This window comes from Sutterella sp. KLE1602 (assembly GCF_001578585.1).
Lineage (GTDB): Bacteria > Pseudomonadota > Gammaproteobacteria > Burkholderiales > Burkholderiaceae_F > Sutterella > Sutterella wadsworthensis_A.
The window spans coordinates 73,397-90,739 of record NZ_KQ968525.1; the positions used below are offsets into that span (position 1 = coordinate 73,397).

Consider the following 17,343-nt stretch of genomic DNA (forward strand, 5'->3'; position numbering starts at 1 on the left):
GCAGGGTTCGGCGGTCGATCTTGAGGTCTTCGGGCATGTGGCTCCTGTGCTGGGCAAGTGGAAGGGACAGAAAGTTTCGGCCGCATGGTCCCGACTCTCCGTACAATAGGAGTCCGGGCCACACCCGAAATGCGTTCCACAATGATAAGTCAATCCCGAACACCTGCAGGAATCCTCCGCACGCTCACCGCCATCCTCTGCCTGGCGGCCATTCTGATGTCCGTGACGGGCTCGTCGGCATGGGCGGCGCCCAGAGTCGTGCGCGTCGTCGGCATCCAGGACGGCATCTCCGATTCGCAGGCCGACTACTTCAGGCGCACGATTGCCGAACTCAACGACCTCACCGAGGACCGCATCTTCGTGACGAGACCCATTCCCGCCGCCTCGAGCCTTGACCTCAACGCCTATCAGGGACTCGACTTCGCGATCGTGAGCCCGCGCGTCTTTGCGCTCCTCGAGCGCTACAACGGCTTCATTCCGATGGCGTCGCTGAGCGTGGACATCCCCGACTGTGAGCCCGGCGCCGAGCTTCGCCCCGTCGTCTCCGCGCTCGTCTTCGCGACGCCCGACGCCGATGAGGACGGTCTGGCGAAGCCGCACCTGAGCGACATCGCGGGCGAGACCGTCACCGTGGTCAAGGGCGACGAGGTCGACACGACCTTCCTCCTTCAGAACGAGCTTTCGAGCCGTCGCCTAGCGCCCGTCAAGGTGCGTGTCGCCTCCGATGGCGGGACGCCCTCCGAGATCATCAGAAGGGCGGTCGAGCGCGGCGACAAGCTCTTCGCGGTCTCGACCGACCTGTTGCGCGAGACGAGTTCCGACCTCTTCAGCGGCTTCGTCAAGGTCGACATGCGCGTCGACGACGAGACGGGGCTCGTGAGTTCCGTGACCCCGATGCCGGGACGCGTGTTCGCGGCGGGTCTTTCGGTCGCGCGCATGGGGCTGCTCGAATTTGCCGCAACGCTCTTCGCGCTTGACATCGCTCCCGACATCCACTGGGTGCGTCCTGCGGACTATCGCTCCGTGCATCTGGCGGCCGAGCGCATGCGCGATCCCGTCTACATGAGCTATCAGAAGAAGACGCTTCTCGAGGAGATGCGCGAGCACGCCGCCTGGGTGATCCTCGCCGCGGCGATCCTCATCGGCATGATCTGGCATTCGGTCGCGGCCGAGCGGCTCGTGCGTCGCCGCAGCGCCGAACTCATGGAGACGGTCAAGCGCCAGCAGGCCTCCGAGCGCCAGTTCGAGGCCCTCGAGCGCATGACGGCCGTCTCCCAGATGTTGAACATCGTGGCCCATGAGCTCAGGCAGCCGCTCGCCGCCGTCACCAACTTCGCGATGGGCGTCAGGCGCCGCATCGCCAACGGCACGCTCACCGCCGACTCGCTCGAATTCGCGCTCGGCAGGATCCTCGCCGAGAACGAGCGCGCGAGCGACATCGTCGAGCACGTGCGCGACTACGCCCGAAAGCGCCGCCAGATCACCCCCGTCGACCTCACGCAGATGAGCGCCAAGGTCGTTTCCTCGATGCGCGCCTCCAACGCCAGGGTCTCCTTCGAGTCCGAGGTGCCCGCAGGCCTCTTCGTCGAGGGCGATTCGCTCGAAATCGAACTCGTGCTCAGAAACCTCGTGAAGAATGCGGGCGAGAGCGCCGCACAGGCGGACGGGGTGCCCCGCGTCGTTTTGGCGGGCGAAAGGATAGGCGATGAAGTCGTCATCACCGTCACCGACAACGGTCCCGTGAGGACGAAGGCCGAGATCGACGCCTTCCTCGTTCCTCTCAGGAGCGAGAAGTCGGGCGGCCTCGGACTCGGCCTTGCGATCGTTCGCCGCATCATCGAGGCCTACGGCGGTACGATCGTCTTCGACGTCGTCGAGCCGCAGGGCGTCAGGGTGGAGGCGAGGCTTCCCGCCCGCCCCGATCTCTGAGCCTCAACACCAAGAAAATCGAATCATGGAAAAGATCAATCTTTCGGATCTCCTAGAACCGGAGCACATGGATCCCGTCAAGCGCATCGCGCTCATTCGCATCGTCGACGACGACGGCGGCGTGCGCGAGTCCTACAAGTTCCTGATTGAAAGCGAGGGCTGGCGCGTGAAGACCTACCCGAGCGCCGAGGCCTTCCTCGAGGAGGACGACCCGACGGTGCCGGGCTGCGGCGTCTTCGACGTCCGCATGACGGGCATCATGGGCATGGAGCTGCACCAGAAGCTCATCGAGCTCGCAAACCGCCTGCCCGTCATCTTCGTGAGCGCCCACGGCGACATCGAGATGGCCGTCAAGGCGATGAGGCGCGGCGCGGTGGACTTCCTCACGAAGCCCGTCGTCGACGAGAAGCTCCTCTCCTCGATCGACCGCGCCGTCGCAAGAAGCTGCGAGGAAGCGGCCGAGGCCGAAACGGTCCGCGAACTTGCGGGCCTCTGGCAGGCGCTCAGTCCCCGCGAGTGCCAGGTCGCGCAGCTCGCCGCCGAGGGCCTCACCACGAAGGCCGTCTCCGACGTACTCGGCATCGCCGAGCGCACCGCACAGGTCCACGTCGCCCACGTCTGCTCGAAGCTCGGCGTTGAGAACGCCGTGGGTGTCGCGCAGATCATCGCGCGCCTGCGCGCCCGCGGAGTCCTGCAGTGAAGCGGCTCCTCAGATCCGACGGCTTCGACGTCATCGTCGTGGGCTCGGGACTTGCGGGCCTCTCCGCCGCGCTCACCGTCGCCGAGTTTGGCTACAGTCCCGTCATCCTCGAGAAGGCCTGCGAGCCCGGCGGCCTCACCTGCCGCGCCTACGGCTTCTTCAACGCCGCGGACGCCCGCAGGCAGATTGCGCTCGGCATTGACGACAGTCCCGAGAAGCACCTGAGGCAGGCCCTCGAAGTCTCGAGGGGCAAGGCCCGCGAGCCGCTGATGCGCACGCTCTGCTATGAGGCGTACTCGACGCTCCAGTGGCTCGAGGCGCTCGGGCTTGAGTTCGAGCCCGGCATCCGCCGCGTACTGGGCGGCGTCTATCCGCGCACGCACATGCCCCTGAGGGGCGCGGGCGAGGCCTATCTGAGCGCGCTGCGCTCCGCCCTCAGGCCCTTCGGCGTTCCCATCGTCTGCAATGCTGAGGTGACGGCGCTCAGAAAGTCGGGCGACGCCGTGACGGGCGTCGAGGGGCTGCTTTCGGGCGAGCCTTTCAGGCTCACCTCGAGGCTCGGCGTCGTGCTCGCGGGCGGCGGCTTCTCTCGGAACATGGAGATGATGCGGCTTTATGCGCCGGGCCTCTCCGACGTTCTCCCCGCCCTTGACGAAGGTGCGGACGGGAGTCTCATTCAGGCCGCTGCCGACATCGGCGCGGCGCTCGTGGGCATGTCCTATTTCGAGGTCCGACTCTTTGCGTCCACGCTCGGTCTTCCGGGGGATCCGTCCGACTACATCCTCGTCAACGCGCGAGGCGAACGCTTCATGCGCGAGGACCGTCGCCGATCCACGCTCGCCGAGGCCGTCGTCAGACAGCCGGACGGCATGGCCTGGATGGTGATCAATGCACCGGGCGCCGAACCCCTCAGGCCCACGACGGCCTTCAGGGAGACGGTCATCGCGACGATCTCGGGTTACAACGACTGCATTCGTACGAAGGAAAGGGATTCTCTCGGACGCGATCCCCTCACGATGAGGCCGATCGGTCCGGGCGTCGAGATCAGGCCCGTTCTGCCGAGAATCCTCTGGTCCTACGGCGGTCTCGAGATCAACGAGAAGGCCGAGGTGATCGACCGCAGGGGCAGACCCATGAAGGGACTTGCGGCCGCGGGCGACATTACGGGCGGCATTCACGGCGAACACGCCCTCATGGGCGACATGCTCGCGTCGGCTGCGGTTTTCGGACGAATCGCGGCGAGAACACTCGTGAAGAACGGCAGGGCCGTCAAGCGTCAGGACTGAGGGACGGACGGCGAAGAAACGCAGGAAGAAGGGCACGGCTCGAATCGAGTCCGCGCCCTTGTCAGTGTGCTCGGCATGGGCACGTTCTAAGCCGGGAGCAGGCCCGGGCTTCGGAGAGACGCTCGGGATCAGAAGTGGTGCACGAGCCCCGCGCCTACGTCCCAGGCCTTCGTCGGATCCTTTTCGAATTCGCGGGCCTTCTTGTAGAGACCGCCGCTCTGGGAGGTGCTTGCGGACGCCCAGAAGTGCGTGCGCTTGCTCAGGTAGTAGCGGTAGATCGTCGCGGGAATGACGCGCCAACCTTCGTGGTCGCCGTCGACGGCGCTGTCGCCCTTGTATTCGACCTTGTTGCCCATGAGGACGATCGAGATCTTCTGGGCGCCGAAGCGCTTGGAGAAGCCGAGCGAGAGCGCGTGCGTGTCGACGCCGCGTTCGGACTTGGCGATGCCCGGGCCGCCGGCGGCGGCCGGCGTGAAGTAGTTGAAGTAGCTGCCGCCGAGCGCGCGGCCGTCACGAACGAACTGATAGCCGAAGTGCAGGCCCATCGTAGGTTCGGGCCAGTAGCTGCCCAGAAGCGCGATGCCGTATTCGTCATTAGGTGTGACGGTCGCCGTCTTCAGCGAGTCGCTGTCGATGTAGGTCGGAATGACCGCGAACTTGAAGCTCTCGCCGATGTAGGTGAGGGCGAGCGCGCTGAACTGGTCGCTCTTGCCGCGGCTCACGGAGTCGTCGTCACGGCCGTTCGAATACATGGCGGCGACGTGGAAGCCGTTGACGCGGGGCGAGTTGTAGATGACCGAATTGTTGTAGTAGTAGCCCGAGGAGAAGATCGGCGTGAGGCCGGCGTTCGGGAAGTTCGTGCCCATGGGCGACGGGTTGATGTGCGGGCACAGACCGAAGTCGCCGTTGCCCGAGAAGATGTTCGCAAGACGTCCTGCGGCGAGCTCGCCCCATTCGCCGCCCACGGCGACGAAGGCTTCGTTGAAGAGAATCGGATCCCCGGACGTGTTCTTGTTGTTGAATTCGCCGCTGTCGGGCTTGAAGGGCGCGGAGAGCTTCAGACGGACGTAGTTGCCGCCGTGGAGGTTTTCACGGGCGCGCAGGTGGAAGGCCGAGGTTTCGTCACCGTTGGGCATCATGCGGGCGCTCGTGGTGCCGTTGGCGTGATGGATCTGGAAGCCGGTGTCGATGAGGCCGTGGATGCTGAAGCCTTCCTGGAGGGCGGGAGCGGGGAGGTTGATGCCGGGGCCGCCGGCGAAGGCCGCGCCGGCGAAAGCCATGGCGACGGCGGCAAGGGCGCCGCGGGTGCAGAGAACGGGGTCCATGATGGTCTAATCCTTGTGTGTTGGTTGGGTCGCAAAAACGAGGGGGCGCCTGCGTTTGCCGGCGGCCTGAGTTTGGTCGGCCGTTTTTGCGACAAAACGAAGATTAGAGAATGCTGTGGGCCCTGTCTCTTGTGAGGATTCCCGTGCCGATTGTCTGAAAGCGATGTTGTGTTTCTCGAAAATCGGCAAATCCTCGGGAAACTACGAAGTCGGATATTGGAAGGTCGGACCCTCCTTTTCCTCATGAAAGACGTACACGAAGAGTGCCATCACCCAGCGAAGCAACGTGTCGCCGTCGTTGCGTTCGTGCCAGAGAAGGTGCGGCCTGTGCACCATGCCCGAGAAGATGGGCGAGAGCGCCGAAATGGCGATGCCCGCGTCCTGCGCGCCGCGGATCAGGACTTCGGGCATGATGCCCACGAGGTCCGTCGCCGCAATGAGCGCGGGCTGAGGCAGGATGTAGGCCGAGCGGACCTGCGTGCGGCCGGGCAGGTTGCGGCGCGCGTCGGTGTGAGCCGGCGGGGCGATCCCGCTCCCGGGCGGAACGTGCACGCTGATGTTGGGCCAGCGCGCGAGGTCCTCCTCGGTGAGCTTCCTTTCGGCGTGGTAGATCGCCTCGAGCGGATGCCCGCGGCGCACGACGTAGCGGTACGGCGACTCGAGAATGCGCACGCTGCGGATCCCGGGCGACGTCTTTTCCGTCGGGAAGATGCCGAAGTCGATTTCGCCCGTGCTCAGCTTGCCGACGAGGTCCGATTCGATTGGCAGGATCTGGAAGTCGAGATGCGGCGCCTTGTCAATGATGGCGGGAATCACCTTCGTGAGAATCGAAACCGCGCCGAAGTCTGCGCAGGCGATGCGGATGAGGCGCTGGGCCTGCGCGGGATCGAAGACGGGAGGCTCGAACAGGTCGTCGAAGCCGTCAAGCAGCATGATCGCCTTGGGCAGAAGGGCCATGGCGCCCGGCGTGGGCATGAGGCCGCTGCGGCTGCGTACGAAGAGCGGCTCTCCGAAGGTCTCGCGAAGGTGCGTGAGCATGCGGCAGGCGGACGACAGGCTGAGGTTGAGCTTTTGGGCGCTGACGGTCAGGGACTGAAGGCGGCAGAGCGTCACGAAGAAGAGAAGGTCCTGCTGGCTCAGGGAGGACTGAATCATGGTGCTGGTCCCGGGCTGAAAAAAAACGACGTTCGGGTGGATGCTCCGAACTCCTTCTGCGGCAGGTGCTTTGATGGATCCATGAGGTTAGCACGAAGCGTTTCTCCGGTGTGGGCGAGCCGGTTGGGAATAACCCGAACGGCGCGCACGAAATCGCCAGATCTGACAAAAGGCTCATGGCCGAATTCGCAAAATGGAGGAGGAATGAGCTTATGGAAGGCAGAAAACACGCTCTGTAACATTCGGAACGTAGGGCGGCGGCTTGACTCGTCCCGCCTCATCCGACCAGTGCGTCGGGCGTTTCGCGGATGCGGACGTCCGCGCGACATTCACAAAGGAATAGAGAAGATGAACCGCAGAAAGTTTTTGAGCTGTGCCGTGCTTGCGGCGACCGCGGGCGCCACGGGCGGCGCCATGGCCATGGGCACCGCCTCGGGCTACAACGTCGTGGGCTTTGCGGCCCTTTACGGTCCGTTGGGCGAAGTGCTCGTCAATCCGTACGGCATTGCGCCGCTCACTGCCATCATCAAGAACGGCGGCTATGAACTTCTCGATGCCGACGTGCGCGTCGTGCCGAAGAAGGGCGGTCAGGAAATCGCCTACAAGGTCTCCCGCTCCCAGCTCCTCACGCACGGCGGCGTGCCGGTCTTCGGTCTGTACGCCGACTACCAGAACCAGGTCGAAGTGACCGCCAAGAAGCGCTTCAAGGGCCAGGTCGAAACCGTCAAGTTCACCTACACGATCTACGCCGGCCCGATCACCGGCATTCCGTCCGGCGCCCCGCACGAAAAGAGCCTGATGTTCAAGGCCAACGTGAAGAAGGTCTCCAAGAAGTTCGCCGACCGCCTCTACTTCGTCAACAACCTCGGCACGCCGAACGCCCAGACCATGCGCACCATCTGGAACAACCCGATGGGCGGCGCCATGACCTGGCAGTTCCCGCCCAAGACGGTCATCATCGACACGAAGGGCGAAATCCGTTGGTTCCTCGACTACCGCGACCTCTGGAAGCCCGAGGATCCGTATTCCAACGGCGTGATGATGGGCTTCCACCAGAATCTGGACGGCTGCCTCACTTTCGGCTTCGGCCAGCGCTACGCCAAGTACGACCTCATGGGCCGCAAGATCTGGAACCGCCGTCTGCCCAACGCCTACGCCGACTTCTCCCACGCCCTGGATCCCGCCCAGAACGGCCACTACTTCCTGCGCGTCTCCTCCGCCGACCTGCGTCGCGCCGATGAAAAGCGCGTGCACACGGTGCGCGACGTGATCATCGAAGTCGACCAGAACGGCACGGTAGTCGACGAATGGCGTCTCTTCGACATCCTCGACCCGTATCGCTCCGACGTGATCAAGGCCCTTGACCAGGGCGCCGTGTGCCTGAACATCGACCCGTCGAAGTCCGGCCACACGCTCTCCGCCGAAGAGCTCGCCAAGCAGGAGGCCGAAGGCGAATTCGGCGACATCGCCGGCGTGGGTCCGGGCCGCAACTGGGCTCACGTCAACTCCGTCGACTACGACCCGACCGACGACTCGATCATCATCTCCTCGCGCCATCAGTCCGCCTGCATCAAGATCGGCCGCGACAAGAAGGTCAAGTGGATCCTCGGCGTACCCAAGGGCTGGCGCTCTCCCTGGAAGGAGGCTCTGCTCACGCCGGTCTCCGCCAAGGGCCAGAAGCTCAACTGCACGGACGTCGAGTGCACGGACACCGACTTCGACTGGACGTACACGCAGCACACGGCCTTCCGCGTTGATGAAAAGTCCGACAAGCGCTACTGCATGATCTCCGTCTTCGACAACGGCGACGCCCGCAATCTCGACCAGCCGGCCCTCGCCTCGATGAAGTACAGCCGCGCCGTCATCTACAAGATCGACCAGAAGAACATGACCGTCGAGCAGGTCTGGGAATACGGCAAGGAACGCGGCCACGACTGGTACAGCCCGGTCACGTCGCTCACCCGCTACGAAGCCGACAAGGACTCCGTCATGGTGTACTCCGCCACGGCCGGCATGGACTTCAGCCTCTCGGGCGGCTCCTCGACGCCTCCGCGTCCTGTTCTTAATGAATTCGAATGGGGCGCCAAGGAGCCCGCCGTCGAAATTCAGATGAGCCCGGGCAGCGGCTACCGTGCCTTCCCGATCAGCGTGAAGAAGGCCTTCACGGAAAACTGATCCTGAGGCATCCGCACGGGCCTCGTGCGGCCCCATGAAGAAAGAAGGACCTCCGGCGACTGCCAGCGCCGGAGGTCCTTCACATTCCGAGGAATGCGTCCCTGAGTCAGAGGCACCGCTCGACGAGAAGGCCGGGAGCGCCCGCATGGGGCTCGAGGTCCTCGCGGAACAAGAGCGGGGCGTGCTTTGCGGCCGTCTCTGCGGGAATGCGTCCGCCCGAGCCAGGCAGGATCGCCTTGAGTTGTGCGAGAGAGAAGCCCCATCGGAATGTGGGCGAGAAGAATCAGGACGCCCGCCTTGAAGGCAAAACTGTGGGCAGCGAGCGCGCCCTGATAGAACGGCGACTGCTCATGAGGCTGGTGCAGGATGAAGAGGAGCACGCCCGTGCCGATCAGCGTGAGGTTGAGGAGCACGAGGAGCGCGTAGGCGATGCGCTGGCCCGCGTTGTAGCGGCCTTGCGGCGCGGTCGAGGGTTCGGCCTTCGTGAGGCGCAGGAACCTGAGAAGCTTTGTTGGATAGCCGCCGAGATTGTGCAGCCAGGCGAGGAACGGGCGCTCGGTGCGTAGGATTTCGTGCACGAAGCGCCTTGCCCTCGCGTGCGAGAAGACGAGCCATGCGGCGATGACGATGATGAGCGCGAAGCCCGCGATGAAGTGGACGGAGACGTCGAGGCGTTCCGGGCGTATGCCTGCGCGTGCGGCGGATCCGAGCGCAATGCCTGAGGCGGCGAGCGCCCCGGCAGATGAGGTTGAGGAAGTGGACGATCTGGTCGGAGGGATGGAAGCGCTTGACCGAGGCGTGCCTGACGAGCGTGTGCATAAGGGGACTCCTGTACGGGTTGTGCCGCGGAGCGCCCTCAAGGCGGAATGACGGATCTGCGGCGTGTTGAACGAGCGGAGGGGAGCGAAAGGCCTCCCGAGCGTGTTTTCAATCGCGCCACGAGGTCTTGGGGCAATGTTGGTTCAGACCCGTGTAAAGAAGCGCAAGGACGTGTCGGCAAAGTGGGAGGAAATCCGGGAAGGACATGTTGAGGGCATGAAAAGGGCGCGGTTCCCGGCGGGAGCCGCGCCCATGCGTGCATTTGTGAACAGTCTGATGAGTTTGCCGCGGTCAGGCCGGCTTGGCGGGCAGGAAGGCCCTGACGGCGAGGATCAGGTCGCGAACGCCGTAGATCGTCATGAAGAAGGCCGAGACGGGGATGGCGGCGTAGGCCCAGCGGACCTGCAGCCAGGGGATCGACTGGAAGGTGGCCTGTGCGCGCAGGACCCAGACGACGCCGTACCAGCAGATGAGCGCGTAGGTGACGAGCTCGATCACGGTGACGGCGAGGCGGCAGCAGTGGCCGAAGTTCGTGCCCGCGACGCGGTCGGTGATGACGTCGACGACGAAGTGGCCGCGCGTGCGCACGAGTTCCATGGCGCCGGGGAAGATCATCCAGACGAGCAGGATCTGGATCCAGTCGTCGGTCTGGGTGAAGTTGTAGACGGGCACGAAGCGCACGAAGACGTTGGCGATGAACATCACGAAGATGCCTGCGAGCGCGAGCGTGCTCACGGTGCGCGCCGTGACGGAGACGCAGCGGTCGGCCGCCTTGAGAAGGTTCATGACGGCGGACATCAGGGCACCCATTTGGCGAAGCCGAGCGAGAGCTCGGGGATGAAGGCGACGAGGATCGCCACGATGATCATGATGAGGACGTAGCCCACGGCCTCCTTCGCGATGGCAAGGACGTGCTCGCCCGTGATCGAGCTCATCACGTAGAGGTTGAGGCCTACGGGCGGCGTGAGCACGCCGATGGCGAGCGAGATGCACATCACGATGCCGAGCTGAACGATGTCGTAGCCGAAGCTCTTGGCGAGCGGCACGAAGATCGGGACGGTGATGAGGAGGATGGCCGTGCCCTCCATGAAGCAGCCCATCAGCACGAGGAGCGCGATGATGAGAAGGAGCACGGGCGCCGCAGTCGCAAAGGAGGTCGACATGAAGGCGATCGCCTGCTGCGGAATGCGGGTGTAGAGGAGTACGTACTGGAAGAAGCCCGCGGTGGCAATGACAAACATCACCTTGGCGGTCTGCTCGACCGTGTTCCAGAAGATGGCGGGAAGGTCGCGCACCCTGAGCGTTCCGTAAACGAAGAAGCCGAGGAACATCACGTAGAGGGACGCGACGGCGGCCGCTTCGGTCGCCGTGAAGATGCCGCCGAACATGCCGCCCATCACGATGACGGGGGTCATGAGCGCGAAGAAGGCCTCCCTGAAGGCCTGAAGGCGCTCGCGCCATGGCGCGGGTTCGGTCTTGGCGTAGTTTCGGCGCGCGGAGACCCAGGAGGACCAGCCCATGAACATGATGCCGAGCAGGAGGCCCGGCACGGCGCCCGCCGCAAAGAGCGAGTTGACGCTCGTCTGCGTGAGGCCCGCGTAGAGGATGAGCGTGATCGAGGGCGGGATGATGGGGCCGAGGGCGCCGCCCGCCGCGATCGTCGCGCAGCTGAACGGGCGCCCGTAGCCCGACTTCGTCATTTCGTTGATGGCGATCATGCCGATACCCGCCGCGCAGGCGGCCGCCGAGCCGCTCATGGCGGCCATGACGACGCAGGCGACGATGGCAGCGTTGGAGAGTCCGCCCCAGCGGTGGCCGAGGCAGACGCGTCCGAAGCCGAAGAGCGACTTGCTCACGCCGCCCACGGTCATCAGGTTCCCCATGAGAAGGAAGAACGGAATCGACATGAGCGTGATCCCCGAGACCTGCGCGAACATGCGCTGCGGCACGAGGAAGAGGCGTGTGGGGTCGCCGCCCGCGAAGAGGAAGGTCGCGATCGAGGCGAATCCCATGGTCACGGCCGTGCTGACGCCGAGAAGCATCAGCAGGAGCACCGCCCCGAAAATGACGAACATCAGCATGGATGAGCTTCCGTGCTTACTTGGCGCGGTTGGCCTCGACGGCGTCGAGGAGCTTCTTCATCTCGTCCTTGCCCGCGAGCTCGCCAATCTTGTCGTAGGCGGGCTTCATGAGCTTCACGAAGGAGTCGCGGTCGGGGTTCGTCACGTGCATGCCCTTCTTCTTGAGCTCCTCGATGACGGCGGCTTCACCGTGGCTGATGCGGTCGCGGGTGAGGTTCTGCGCCTTGACGGCCTCTTCCTTCAGGATGGCCTGCAGTTCGGGCTGGAGGCCCTCGAGGAACATCTTGTTGAAGAGAAGGACCTGGCAGTCGAAGTAGTGGTTCGTGAGCGCGAGCTCGTCCTGGGTTTCAAAGAGCGAGTCGGCGAGAATCGTGAAGACGGGGTTTTCCTCGCCCGTCACGACGCCCTGCTTGAGGCTGGTGTAGAGCTCGGAGTAGGCGATCTTCTGCGTGTTGGCGCCGACGGCGTCGAAGGCGGCGAGAAGGCCCGTGGCGGGCGGAACGCGGATCTTGACGCCCTTGAGGTCGGCGGCGGAGTTGACGGGCACGCCCTTGGTCGTCGTCTGGCGGAAGCCGTAGTCGAACATGGAGAGGCCGACGGCGTCGTGCTGGGCGAGGCCCTCGTTCATCCAGGGCATGACGAAGGCGTCGATCGTGCGGTGGGCGTGATCATAGTCCTTGAAGAGGAACGGAGCCGTCATGGCGTTGAGCTTCTTCGAGTACATGGCGAGGTTGCCGAGGCTCACGACCGCGCTGTCGAGCGCGCCGAGCGTGACCTGTTCGGCAAGCGCGGGCTGGTCGCCGAGCTCGCCTGCGGGGTAGACCTCGACCTTGACCTTGCCGCCCGTGCGCTCGGAGACGTTCTTCGCGAACTGAAGCGCGGCCTCGTGGTGGGCGTGCGAGACGGCCGCGGTGTGGGCGAGGCGGATCGTCTGGGCGGAGAAGTCGGCGGCACCGGCGACGGCGCACGCAAGGGCGGCCGCGACGGCCACGGCGGCGGTCTTGATGAAGTTGGGCATTGTGTGGGCTCCCGCTGTTGTCTGTCCTGAACCTCCGCCCATGGGCGAAGGCACATGTCGTTTTTTTGAAGCTAACCATTATAACGGGAGCCGCCTGCGGCCGAAAGACGGTGATAACGCGCGCCCGCAACAGATTCGCGAGGCTCTCCATATGCAGACGACTGCCGCAGAGGGATGAAGAATAGGAGGACAATTTCATGTCATCGTATGGGAGCACGTACCGTATGAAGATTTCGCGGACCATATGATAATTCACCCGAGGTAGTACTTTGGGGGTAGGCCTCATATGTCCAATGCGCGACTTTTGCCGTATGAGAGGCGCTTCGGGGACGTTTAGACTGTGCTCAAACGGTCGCAAAAGGCGGACGGGTGCCCTCGCTCCCGCTTGCCGGCTCAGACGCACGGACCGTTGAAACGACGGGCCCGGCGCAGCAGGAGAGCTGCCAGGAGGCCCTCACCGGAGAAGATCCTATGTTTGAAACGCAATACGAAGCGCTGCGGCGTCAGGGCATTTCCCGACGCAGCTTCCTGCAGTTCTGCTCCCTCACGGCCGCGAGCCTGGGGATTGGAAGCGCGGGCGCCAAGGACATCGCCGAGGCGATGGAGACGAAGCCCCGCACGCCGGTCATCTGGCTCCACGGCCTTGAATGCACCTGCTGCACCGAATCCTTCATCCGCAGCTACCATCCGGTCGCCAAGGACCTGGTGCTCTCGATGATCTCGCTCGATTACGACGACACGATCATGGCCGCCGCCGGTCATCAGGCCGAGGCCGCCCTCGAGGACACGATCGAGAAGTACAAGGGCAACTACATCCTTGCCGTTGAGGGCAACGTGCCGCTCAACGACGACGGCGTGAACTGCATTCCCGGCGGCGAGACCTTCCTGAGGAAGATCAAGCACGTCGCTGCGGGCGCCAAGGCCGTCATCGGCTGGGGCTCCTGCGCCGCCTGGGGCTGCGTGCAGGCCGCCAAGCCCAATCCCACGCACGCCGTGCCGATCACGGAGATCATCACGGACAAGCCCATCGTGCTCGTGCCCGGCTGCCCGCCGATTCCCGAAGTGATGACGGGCGTGGTCACCTACATCCTCACGTACGACCGCCTGCCGCCGCTTGACCGCATGGGCCGTCCTAAGATGTTCTACGGCCAGCGCATTCACGACAAGTGCTATCGCCGCGCCCACTTCGACGCGGGCCAGTTCGTCGAGAAGTTCGACGACGAGGGCGCCAAGCTCGGCTACTGCCTCTACAAGGTGGGCTGCAAGGGACCGACGTCCTACAACGCCTGCTCGGCCATCCGCTGGAACGAGGGCCTCTCCTGGCCGGTCCAGTCAGGCCACGGCTGCATCGGCTGCTCCGAGCCCAACTTCTTCGACAAGGGCTCCTTCTACGAGCACGAGACGACGGTCCTGCCTCCGGGCTGGGGCGGCATCGAGGCGACCGCCGACAAGGTGGGTCTCGCGACGCTCGGCGTCGTCGGCGTCGCGGCTGCCGCGCACGTGGCCATGTCCGCCGTGTCGCAGGCCCGCGCCAAGAAGACCAACAAGGACATCGGAGGTAAGGAAGAATGAGTGAACGCAGAATTGTTGTGGACCCGGTCACCCGAATCGAGGGTCACCTGCGCGTCCAGGCCACGCTCGGCGACGACGGACGAATCGCCGACTCCATGAGCACCGGCACGATGTGGCGAGGCCTCGAGGTCATTCTCAAGGGCCGCGACCCGCGCGACGCCTGGGCCTTCGTCGAACGCATCTGCGGCGTCTGCACGGGCATTCACGCCCTTGCGGCCGTGCGCAGCGTCGAGGACGCCCTCGGGATCAAGATTCCGAAGAACGCCAACATCATGCGCAACCTGGTCAATGCCACGCTCTACGTGCATGACCATCTGGTGCACTTCTACCAGCTCTCCGCGCTCGACTGGGTCGACGTGGTCTCGGCGCTTGAGGCCGATCCCCGCGAAACCGCGGCGATCCAGCAGAAGATCTCCCCGAGTCATCCGCTTGCCTCCGTGGGCTACTTCCGCGACGTCCAGAACCGCCTGAAGAAGTTCGTCGCGAGCGGCCAGCTCGGCATCTTCAAGAACGGCTACTGGGGCCATCCGGCCATGAAGCTGCCGCCCGCCGTGAACCTTCTTGCCGTCACGCACTATCTTGAAGTGCTCGACTTCCAGAAGGAGATCATCAAGATCCACACGATCCTTGGCGGCAAGAATCCGCATCCGAACTATCTGGTCGGCGGCATGGCCTGCCCGATCAACATGCACGATACGGGCGCCCAGGGCACGATGGTCAACGAGGTGACGCTCAACTACATGCGCGACATTGCGAAGCGCTCGCTCGAGATCGTCGAGAACGTCTATCTGCCGGACATCAAGGCCATCGCGGGCTTCTATCCCGAATGGTTCAAGTACGGCGCGGGCCTCTCCAACAAGAATGTCCTCTGCTACGGCGAATTTCCCGAAATCGCCAACGACTGGTCCGATGCCTCGATGCAGCTGCCGCGGGGCGCGATCATCAACGGCAACCTCAACGAGGTGCACGACGTCGACCTGCGCGACCTCAACGAGATCCAGGAATTCGTGGACCACTCGTGGTACCGCTATCCGGACGCCGGCAAGGGCCTGCATCCGTGGGAAGGCATCACCGAGCAGGCCTTCGAGCTCTCGAAGGGCTCCGTGGGCGACAAGACGAAGTTCGAATGGCTCGGCGCCGACGGCAAGTACTCCTGGATCAAGAGCCCGCGCTGGAAGGGCCACATGATGGAAGTCGGACCGCTCTCGCGCCTCGTCATGGGCGTCGCCAAGAACGTGCCGCACATCAAGGAGCCCGCCATGGCGCTCCTCGAGGAGCTCAACGCGCCGCTCGAGGCCGTCTTCTCGACGCTCGGCCGTCACGCAGCCCGCGCGCTCGAGTGCCGTTGGGCCGCCCAGAAGATGGTCCAGTACGTCGACGACCTGACGGCCAACATCCGTGCGGGCGACGAATGCGCCGCCAACATGGAGAAGTGGGAGCCCAGCACCTGGCCCAAGGAAGCCCGCGGCGTGGGCTTCTGCGAGGCCCCGCGCGGCGCCCTCGGCCACTGGTGCGTCATCAAGGACACGCGCATCGCCAACTGGCAGGCCATCGTGCCGACGACGTGGAACGCGTCGCCGCGCTCTCCCTCGGGCGAGCTCGGCGCCTTCGAGCAGAGCCTCATCGGCACCCCGGTCGCCGTCGAGGACCAGCCGCTCGAAATCATCCGCACGATCCACAGCTTCGACCCGTGCCTGGCCTGCGCCACTCATCTCCTGAGCCCGAAGGGCGAGGAACTCTGCAGCGTCAAGGTGCGCTGATGGGAGGCCGCTATGAAAATCGATCCCGTCACTTTTGAAGTCGATGCGAGCGGAGGCACCCGGCCCGTATACGTCTGGGAGGCCCCGATCCGAGTCTGGCACTGGCTGATGGCCGTCGCGATGTTCGCGATGATCATCACCGGCTACCTGATCGGCCGACCGCTTGTCTCCAACCTCGGGGACACGTGGATCACCTACGACTTCGGCTACGTGCGCATGGTGCACTTCGCCGCGGGGCTGTTCTTCACGGCGCTCTTCATCTACCGCCTCTTCTGGGTGGCGGTGGGCAACCGCTACGCGAGGATGATCTTCTTCCCGCCGCTGTTGTCGATGAAGTGGTGGAAGGGCGTGTTCGCCCAGGTCGCCTACTACCTCTTCATGAGGAAGTCCGCACCTGAATACGCCGGCCACAACCCGCTTGCGCAGCTCGCGATGTTCGCGATGTTCGTGCTCGGCTCCTTCGTGATCATCATCACGGGCCTCGCGCTCTACGCGCAGTCCTGGGGCTGGGACACGAGCTGGATGGCCTGGTTCGGCTGGGTGTTCGTGCTCTTCGGAGACGCCCAGGCGGTCCGCACGGTGCACCACGTGATGATGTACGTGTTCATCCTCTTCAGCATCGCCCACATCTACATGAGCTTCCGCGAAGACGTCATGGGCGGCGCCACCACGCTCTCCTCGATGAGCACCGGCCTGCGCATGTTCAAGGAGGACCATCACGGTTGAGCCTGATTGTCTCAGGTGACTGAAGCCGCAAAACAAAGGGGCCCGTTCAGGCAGCAATGCCGGGACGGGCCTCTTTTTGTTGTCTTGTTTCTTCTTTTCTGGTCCTGAAGTGGGTTGGGATGCTGAGGACGCAGTCGGGCGTCCGAGGATGCGGAGCCGGGCCAGCCCGACACTTTTTCCCCTGCGGGCGGCCGCTCCATGGGTCCGCATTATGCTCCTGAAAACCGACTGAGCGGTATTTATTGTTGAGGGAAAGTGCCATGAGGGAAATCCCGACCTGTAGCACAGATTTTGCATAAGCCTTGATGCTCAAGGGAATGGTAATCGTTATTGGTAAAAATCCTAAGGGATTGTCCTAGGTTTTTGGCTGATATAAAACCGACCGGACGGAATGTATTGGTGTATGATGCGTACCGTCGTGTACTCCTACACTCCAAGCAGTTCCTCAGAGGACCGTCCTCAGGGGAACTCATCTTAAGGACCAGCCAAAATGTTCAAGAAGACTCTTCTCTCCGCTGCCGCTCTTCTCGCGGCCGGCACGCTTTCTGCTTCCGTCTTCGCCGCTCCGGTGACCGCCGAGGGCACGGGCGTTGGCAAGCACGGCGACATCACGGTCGCCGTGACGTTCGATGCCGGCAAGATCCAGGACATCAAGATCGTCAAGAACGCCGAAAACCCGATTCTCGCCAAGAAGGTCTTCACGGACCTCAAGGATCAGGTCGTGGCCCTCTCCTCCACGGACGTTGATCTCGTCTCCGGCGCCACGTTCTCCGCCAAGGGCTTCATCGACGCCGTCA

Annotated in this window: 14 protein-coding genes; 8 read left to right on the forward strand and 6 right to left on the reverse strand. The window is 64.0% G+C overall.

Annotated elements, in window-relative coordinates:
* Positions 1-141: 141 nt before the first annotated feature.
* Genes HMPREF3036_RS04950 through HMPREF3036_RS04960 form a run of 3 tightly spaced genes read left to right on the forward strand, consistent with a single transcriptional unit; the run spans position 142 to position 3,915 of the window.
* On the forward strand, positions 142-1,929 hold the full coding sequence (locus HMPREF3036_RS04950) for a sensor histidine kinase (protein WP_156469741.1): 1,788 nt from the start codon (positions 142-144) through the stop codon (positions 1,927-1,929).
* A 25-nt stretch (positions 1,930-1,954) separates the two neighbouring features.
* A complete protein-coding gene (locus tag HMPREF3036_RS04955) occupies positions 1,955-2,629 on the forward strand; it encodes a response regulator transcription factor (RefSeq protein WP_062332089.1) in 675 nt (224 codons plus the stop codon).
* The gene (locus HMPREF3036_RS04960; RefSeq protein WP_062332092.1) at positions 2,626-3,915 is read left to right on the forward strand and encodes an FAD-dependent oxidoreductase; all 1,290 of its coding nucleotides are present in this window, start codon (positions 2,626-2,628) and stop codon (positions 3,913-3,915) included. The genes HMPREF3036_RS04955 and HMPREF3036_RS04960 overlap by 4 nt, the downstream gene beginning before the upstream one ends.
* A gap of 128 nt (positions 3,916-4,043) precedes the next feature.
* Here the strand turns inward: HMPREF3036_RS04960 and HMPREF3036_RS04965 are convergent, their stop codons facing one another.
* Together HMPREF3036_RS04965 and HMPREF3036_RS04970 are read right to left on the reverse strand one after the other, a co-directional pair.
* Positions 4,044-5,240 (reverse strand): porin, encoded by a 1,197-nt coding sequence (locus tag HMPREF3036_RS04965; RefSeq protein WP_062332095.1) that lies wholly within the window; start codon positions 5,238-5,240, stop codon positions 4,044-4,046.
* 201 nt (positions 5,241-5,441) lie between these two features.
* Positions 5,442-6,395, reverse strand: a complete 954-nt coding sequence (locus HMPREF3036_RS04970) for a LysR family transcriptional regulator (RefSeq protein ID WP_062332098.1) — start codon at positions 6,393-6,395, stop codon at positions 5,442-5,444.
* A 348-nt stretch (positions 6,396-6,743) separates the two neighbouring features.
* On the opposite strand from HMPREF3036_RS04970, the gene HMPREF3036_RS04975 reads away from it, so the two are divergent.
* Positions 6,744-8,570, forward strand: coding sequence for an aryl-sulfate sulfotransferase (locus tag HMPREF3036_RS04975; RefSeq protein ID WP_062332101.1), 1,827 nt, complete (start codon positions 6,744-6,746; stop codon positions 8,568-8,570).
* On the opposite strand, the gene HMPREF3036_RS11840 is transcribed toward HMPREF3036_RS04975, so the two are convergent.
* The 4 genes from HMPREF3036_RS11840 to HMPREF3036_RS05000 form a co-directional block, all read right to left on the reverse strand.
* The gene (locus HMPREF3036_RS11840; protein WP_369818384.1) at positions 8,522-9,430 is read right to left on the reverse strand and encodes a cytochrome b/b6 domain-containing protein; all 909 of its coding nucleotides are present in this window, start codon (positions 9,428-9,430) and stop codon (positions 8,522-8,524) included. The two genes, HMPREF3036_RS04975 and HMPREF3036_RS11840, sit on opposite strands and share 49 nt — an antisense overlap.
* Before the next feature lie 250 nt (positions 9,431-9,680).
* On the reverse strand, positions 9,681-10,199 hold the full coding sequence (locus HMPREF3036_RS04990; protein ID WP_062332110.1) for a TRAP transporter small permease: 519 nt from the start codon (positions 10,197-10,199) through the stop codon (positions 9,681-9,683).
* Positions 10,187-11,470: a TRAP transporter large permease gene (locus HMPREF3036_RS04995; RefSeq protein WP_005436803.1), complete on the reverse strand. Its 1,284-nt coding sequence runs from the start codon at positions 11,468-11,470 to the stop codon at positions 10,187-10,189. Before HMPREF3036_RS04995 ends, HMPREF3036_RS04990 begins: the two co-directional genes overlap by 13 nt.
* Positions 11,471-11,486: 16 nt before the next feature.
* Entirely contained in the window at positions 11,487-12,488 is a 1,002-nt protein-coding gene (locus tag HMPREF3036_RS05000; protein WP_005436804.1) for a TRAP transporter substrate-binding protein, read from the reverse strand.
* A 471-nt stretch (positions 12,489-12,959) separates the two neighbouring features.
* Here HMPREF3036_RS05000 and HMPREF3036_RS05005 point away from each other — a divergent pair, with 471 nt between their 5' ends.
* From HMPREF3036_RS05005 to HMPREF3036_RS05020, 4 genes are all read left to right on the forward strand, one after another.
* Positions 12,960-14,060, forward strand: a complete 1,101-nt coding sequence (locus tag HMPREF3036_RS05005) for a hydrogenase small subunit (protein WP_005436805.1) — start codon at positions 12,960-12,962, stop codon at positions 14,058-14,060.
* On the forward strand, positions 14,057-15,820 hold the full coding sequence (locus tag HMPREF3036_RS05010) for a nickel-dependent hydrogenase large subunit (protein WP_062332113.1): 1,764 nt from the start codon (positions 14,057-14,059) through the stop codon (positions 15,818-15,820). The genes HMPREF3036_RS05005 and HMPREF3036_RS05010 overlap by 4 nt, the downstream gene beginning before the upstream one ends.
* Before the next feature lie 12 nt (positions 15,821-15,832).
* A complete protein-coding gene (gene cybH, locus HMPREF3036_RS05015; RefSeq protein ID WP_062332116.1) occupies positions 15,833-16,546 on the forward strand; it encodes a Ni/Fe-hydrogenase, b-type cytochrome subunit in 714 nt (237 codons plus the stop codon).
* A gap of 490 nt (positions 16,547-17,036) precedes the next feature.
* Positions 17,037-17,343: FMN-binding protein (locus HMPREF3036_RS05020; RefSeq protein WP_062332120.1), on the forward strand; the 307-nt coding region annotated here is incomplete at its 3' end.

Coding starts and splice junctions, on each gene's coding strand:
- HMPREF3036_RS04950 (WP_156469741.1), top strand. CDS start 142: ATGATAAGTCAATCCCGAACACCTGCAGGAATCCTCCGCACGCTCACC.
- HMPREF3036_RS04955 (WP_062332089.1), top strand. CDS start 1,955: ATGGAAAAGATCAATCTTTCGGATCTCCTAGAACCGGAGCACATGGAT.
- HMPREF3036_RS04965 (WP_062332095.1), bottom strand. CDS start 5,240: ATGGACCCCGTTCTCTGCACCCGCGGCGCCCTTGCCGCCGTCGCCATG.
- HMPREF3036_RS04970 (WP_062332098.1), bottom strand. CDS start 6,395: ATGATTCAGTCCTCCCTGAGCCAGCAGGACCTTCTCTTCTTCGTGACG.
- HMPREF3036_RS04975 (WP_062332101.1), top strand. CDS start 6,744: ATGAACCGCAGAAAGTTTTTGAGCTGTGCCGTGCTTGCGGCGACCGCG.
- HMPREF3036_RS04990 (WP_062332110.1), bottom strand. CDS start 10,199: ATGGGTGCCCTGATGTCCGCCGTCATGAACCTTCTCAAGGCGGCCGAC.
- HMPREF3036_RS04995 (WP_005436803.1), bottom strand. CDS start 11,470: ATGCTGATGTTCGTCATTTTCGGGGCGGTGCTCCTGCTGATGCTTCTC.
- HMPREF3036_RS05000 (WP_005436804.1), bottom strand. CDS start 12,488: ATGCCCAACTTCATCAAGACCGCCGCCGTGGCCGTCGCGGCCGCCCTT.
- HMPREF3036_RS05005 (WP_005436805.1), top strand. CDS start 12,960: ATGTTTGAAACGCAATACGAAGCGCTGCGGCGTCAGGGCATTTCCCGA.
- HMPREF3036_RS05010 (WP_062332113.1), top strand. CDS start 14,057: ATGAGTGAACGCAGAATTGTTGTGGACCCGGTCACCCGAATCGAGGGT.
- cybH (WP_062332116.1), top strand. CDS start 15,833: ATGAAAATCGATCCCGTCACTTTTGAAGTCGATGCGAGCGGAGGCACC.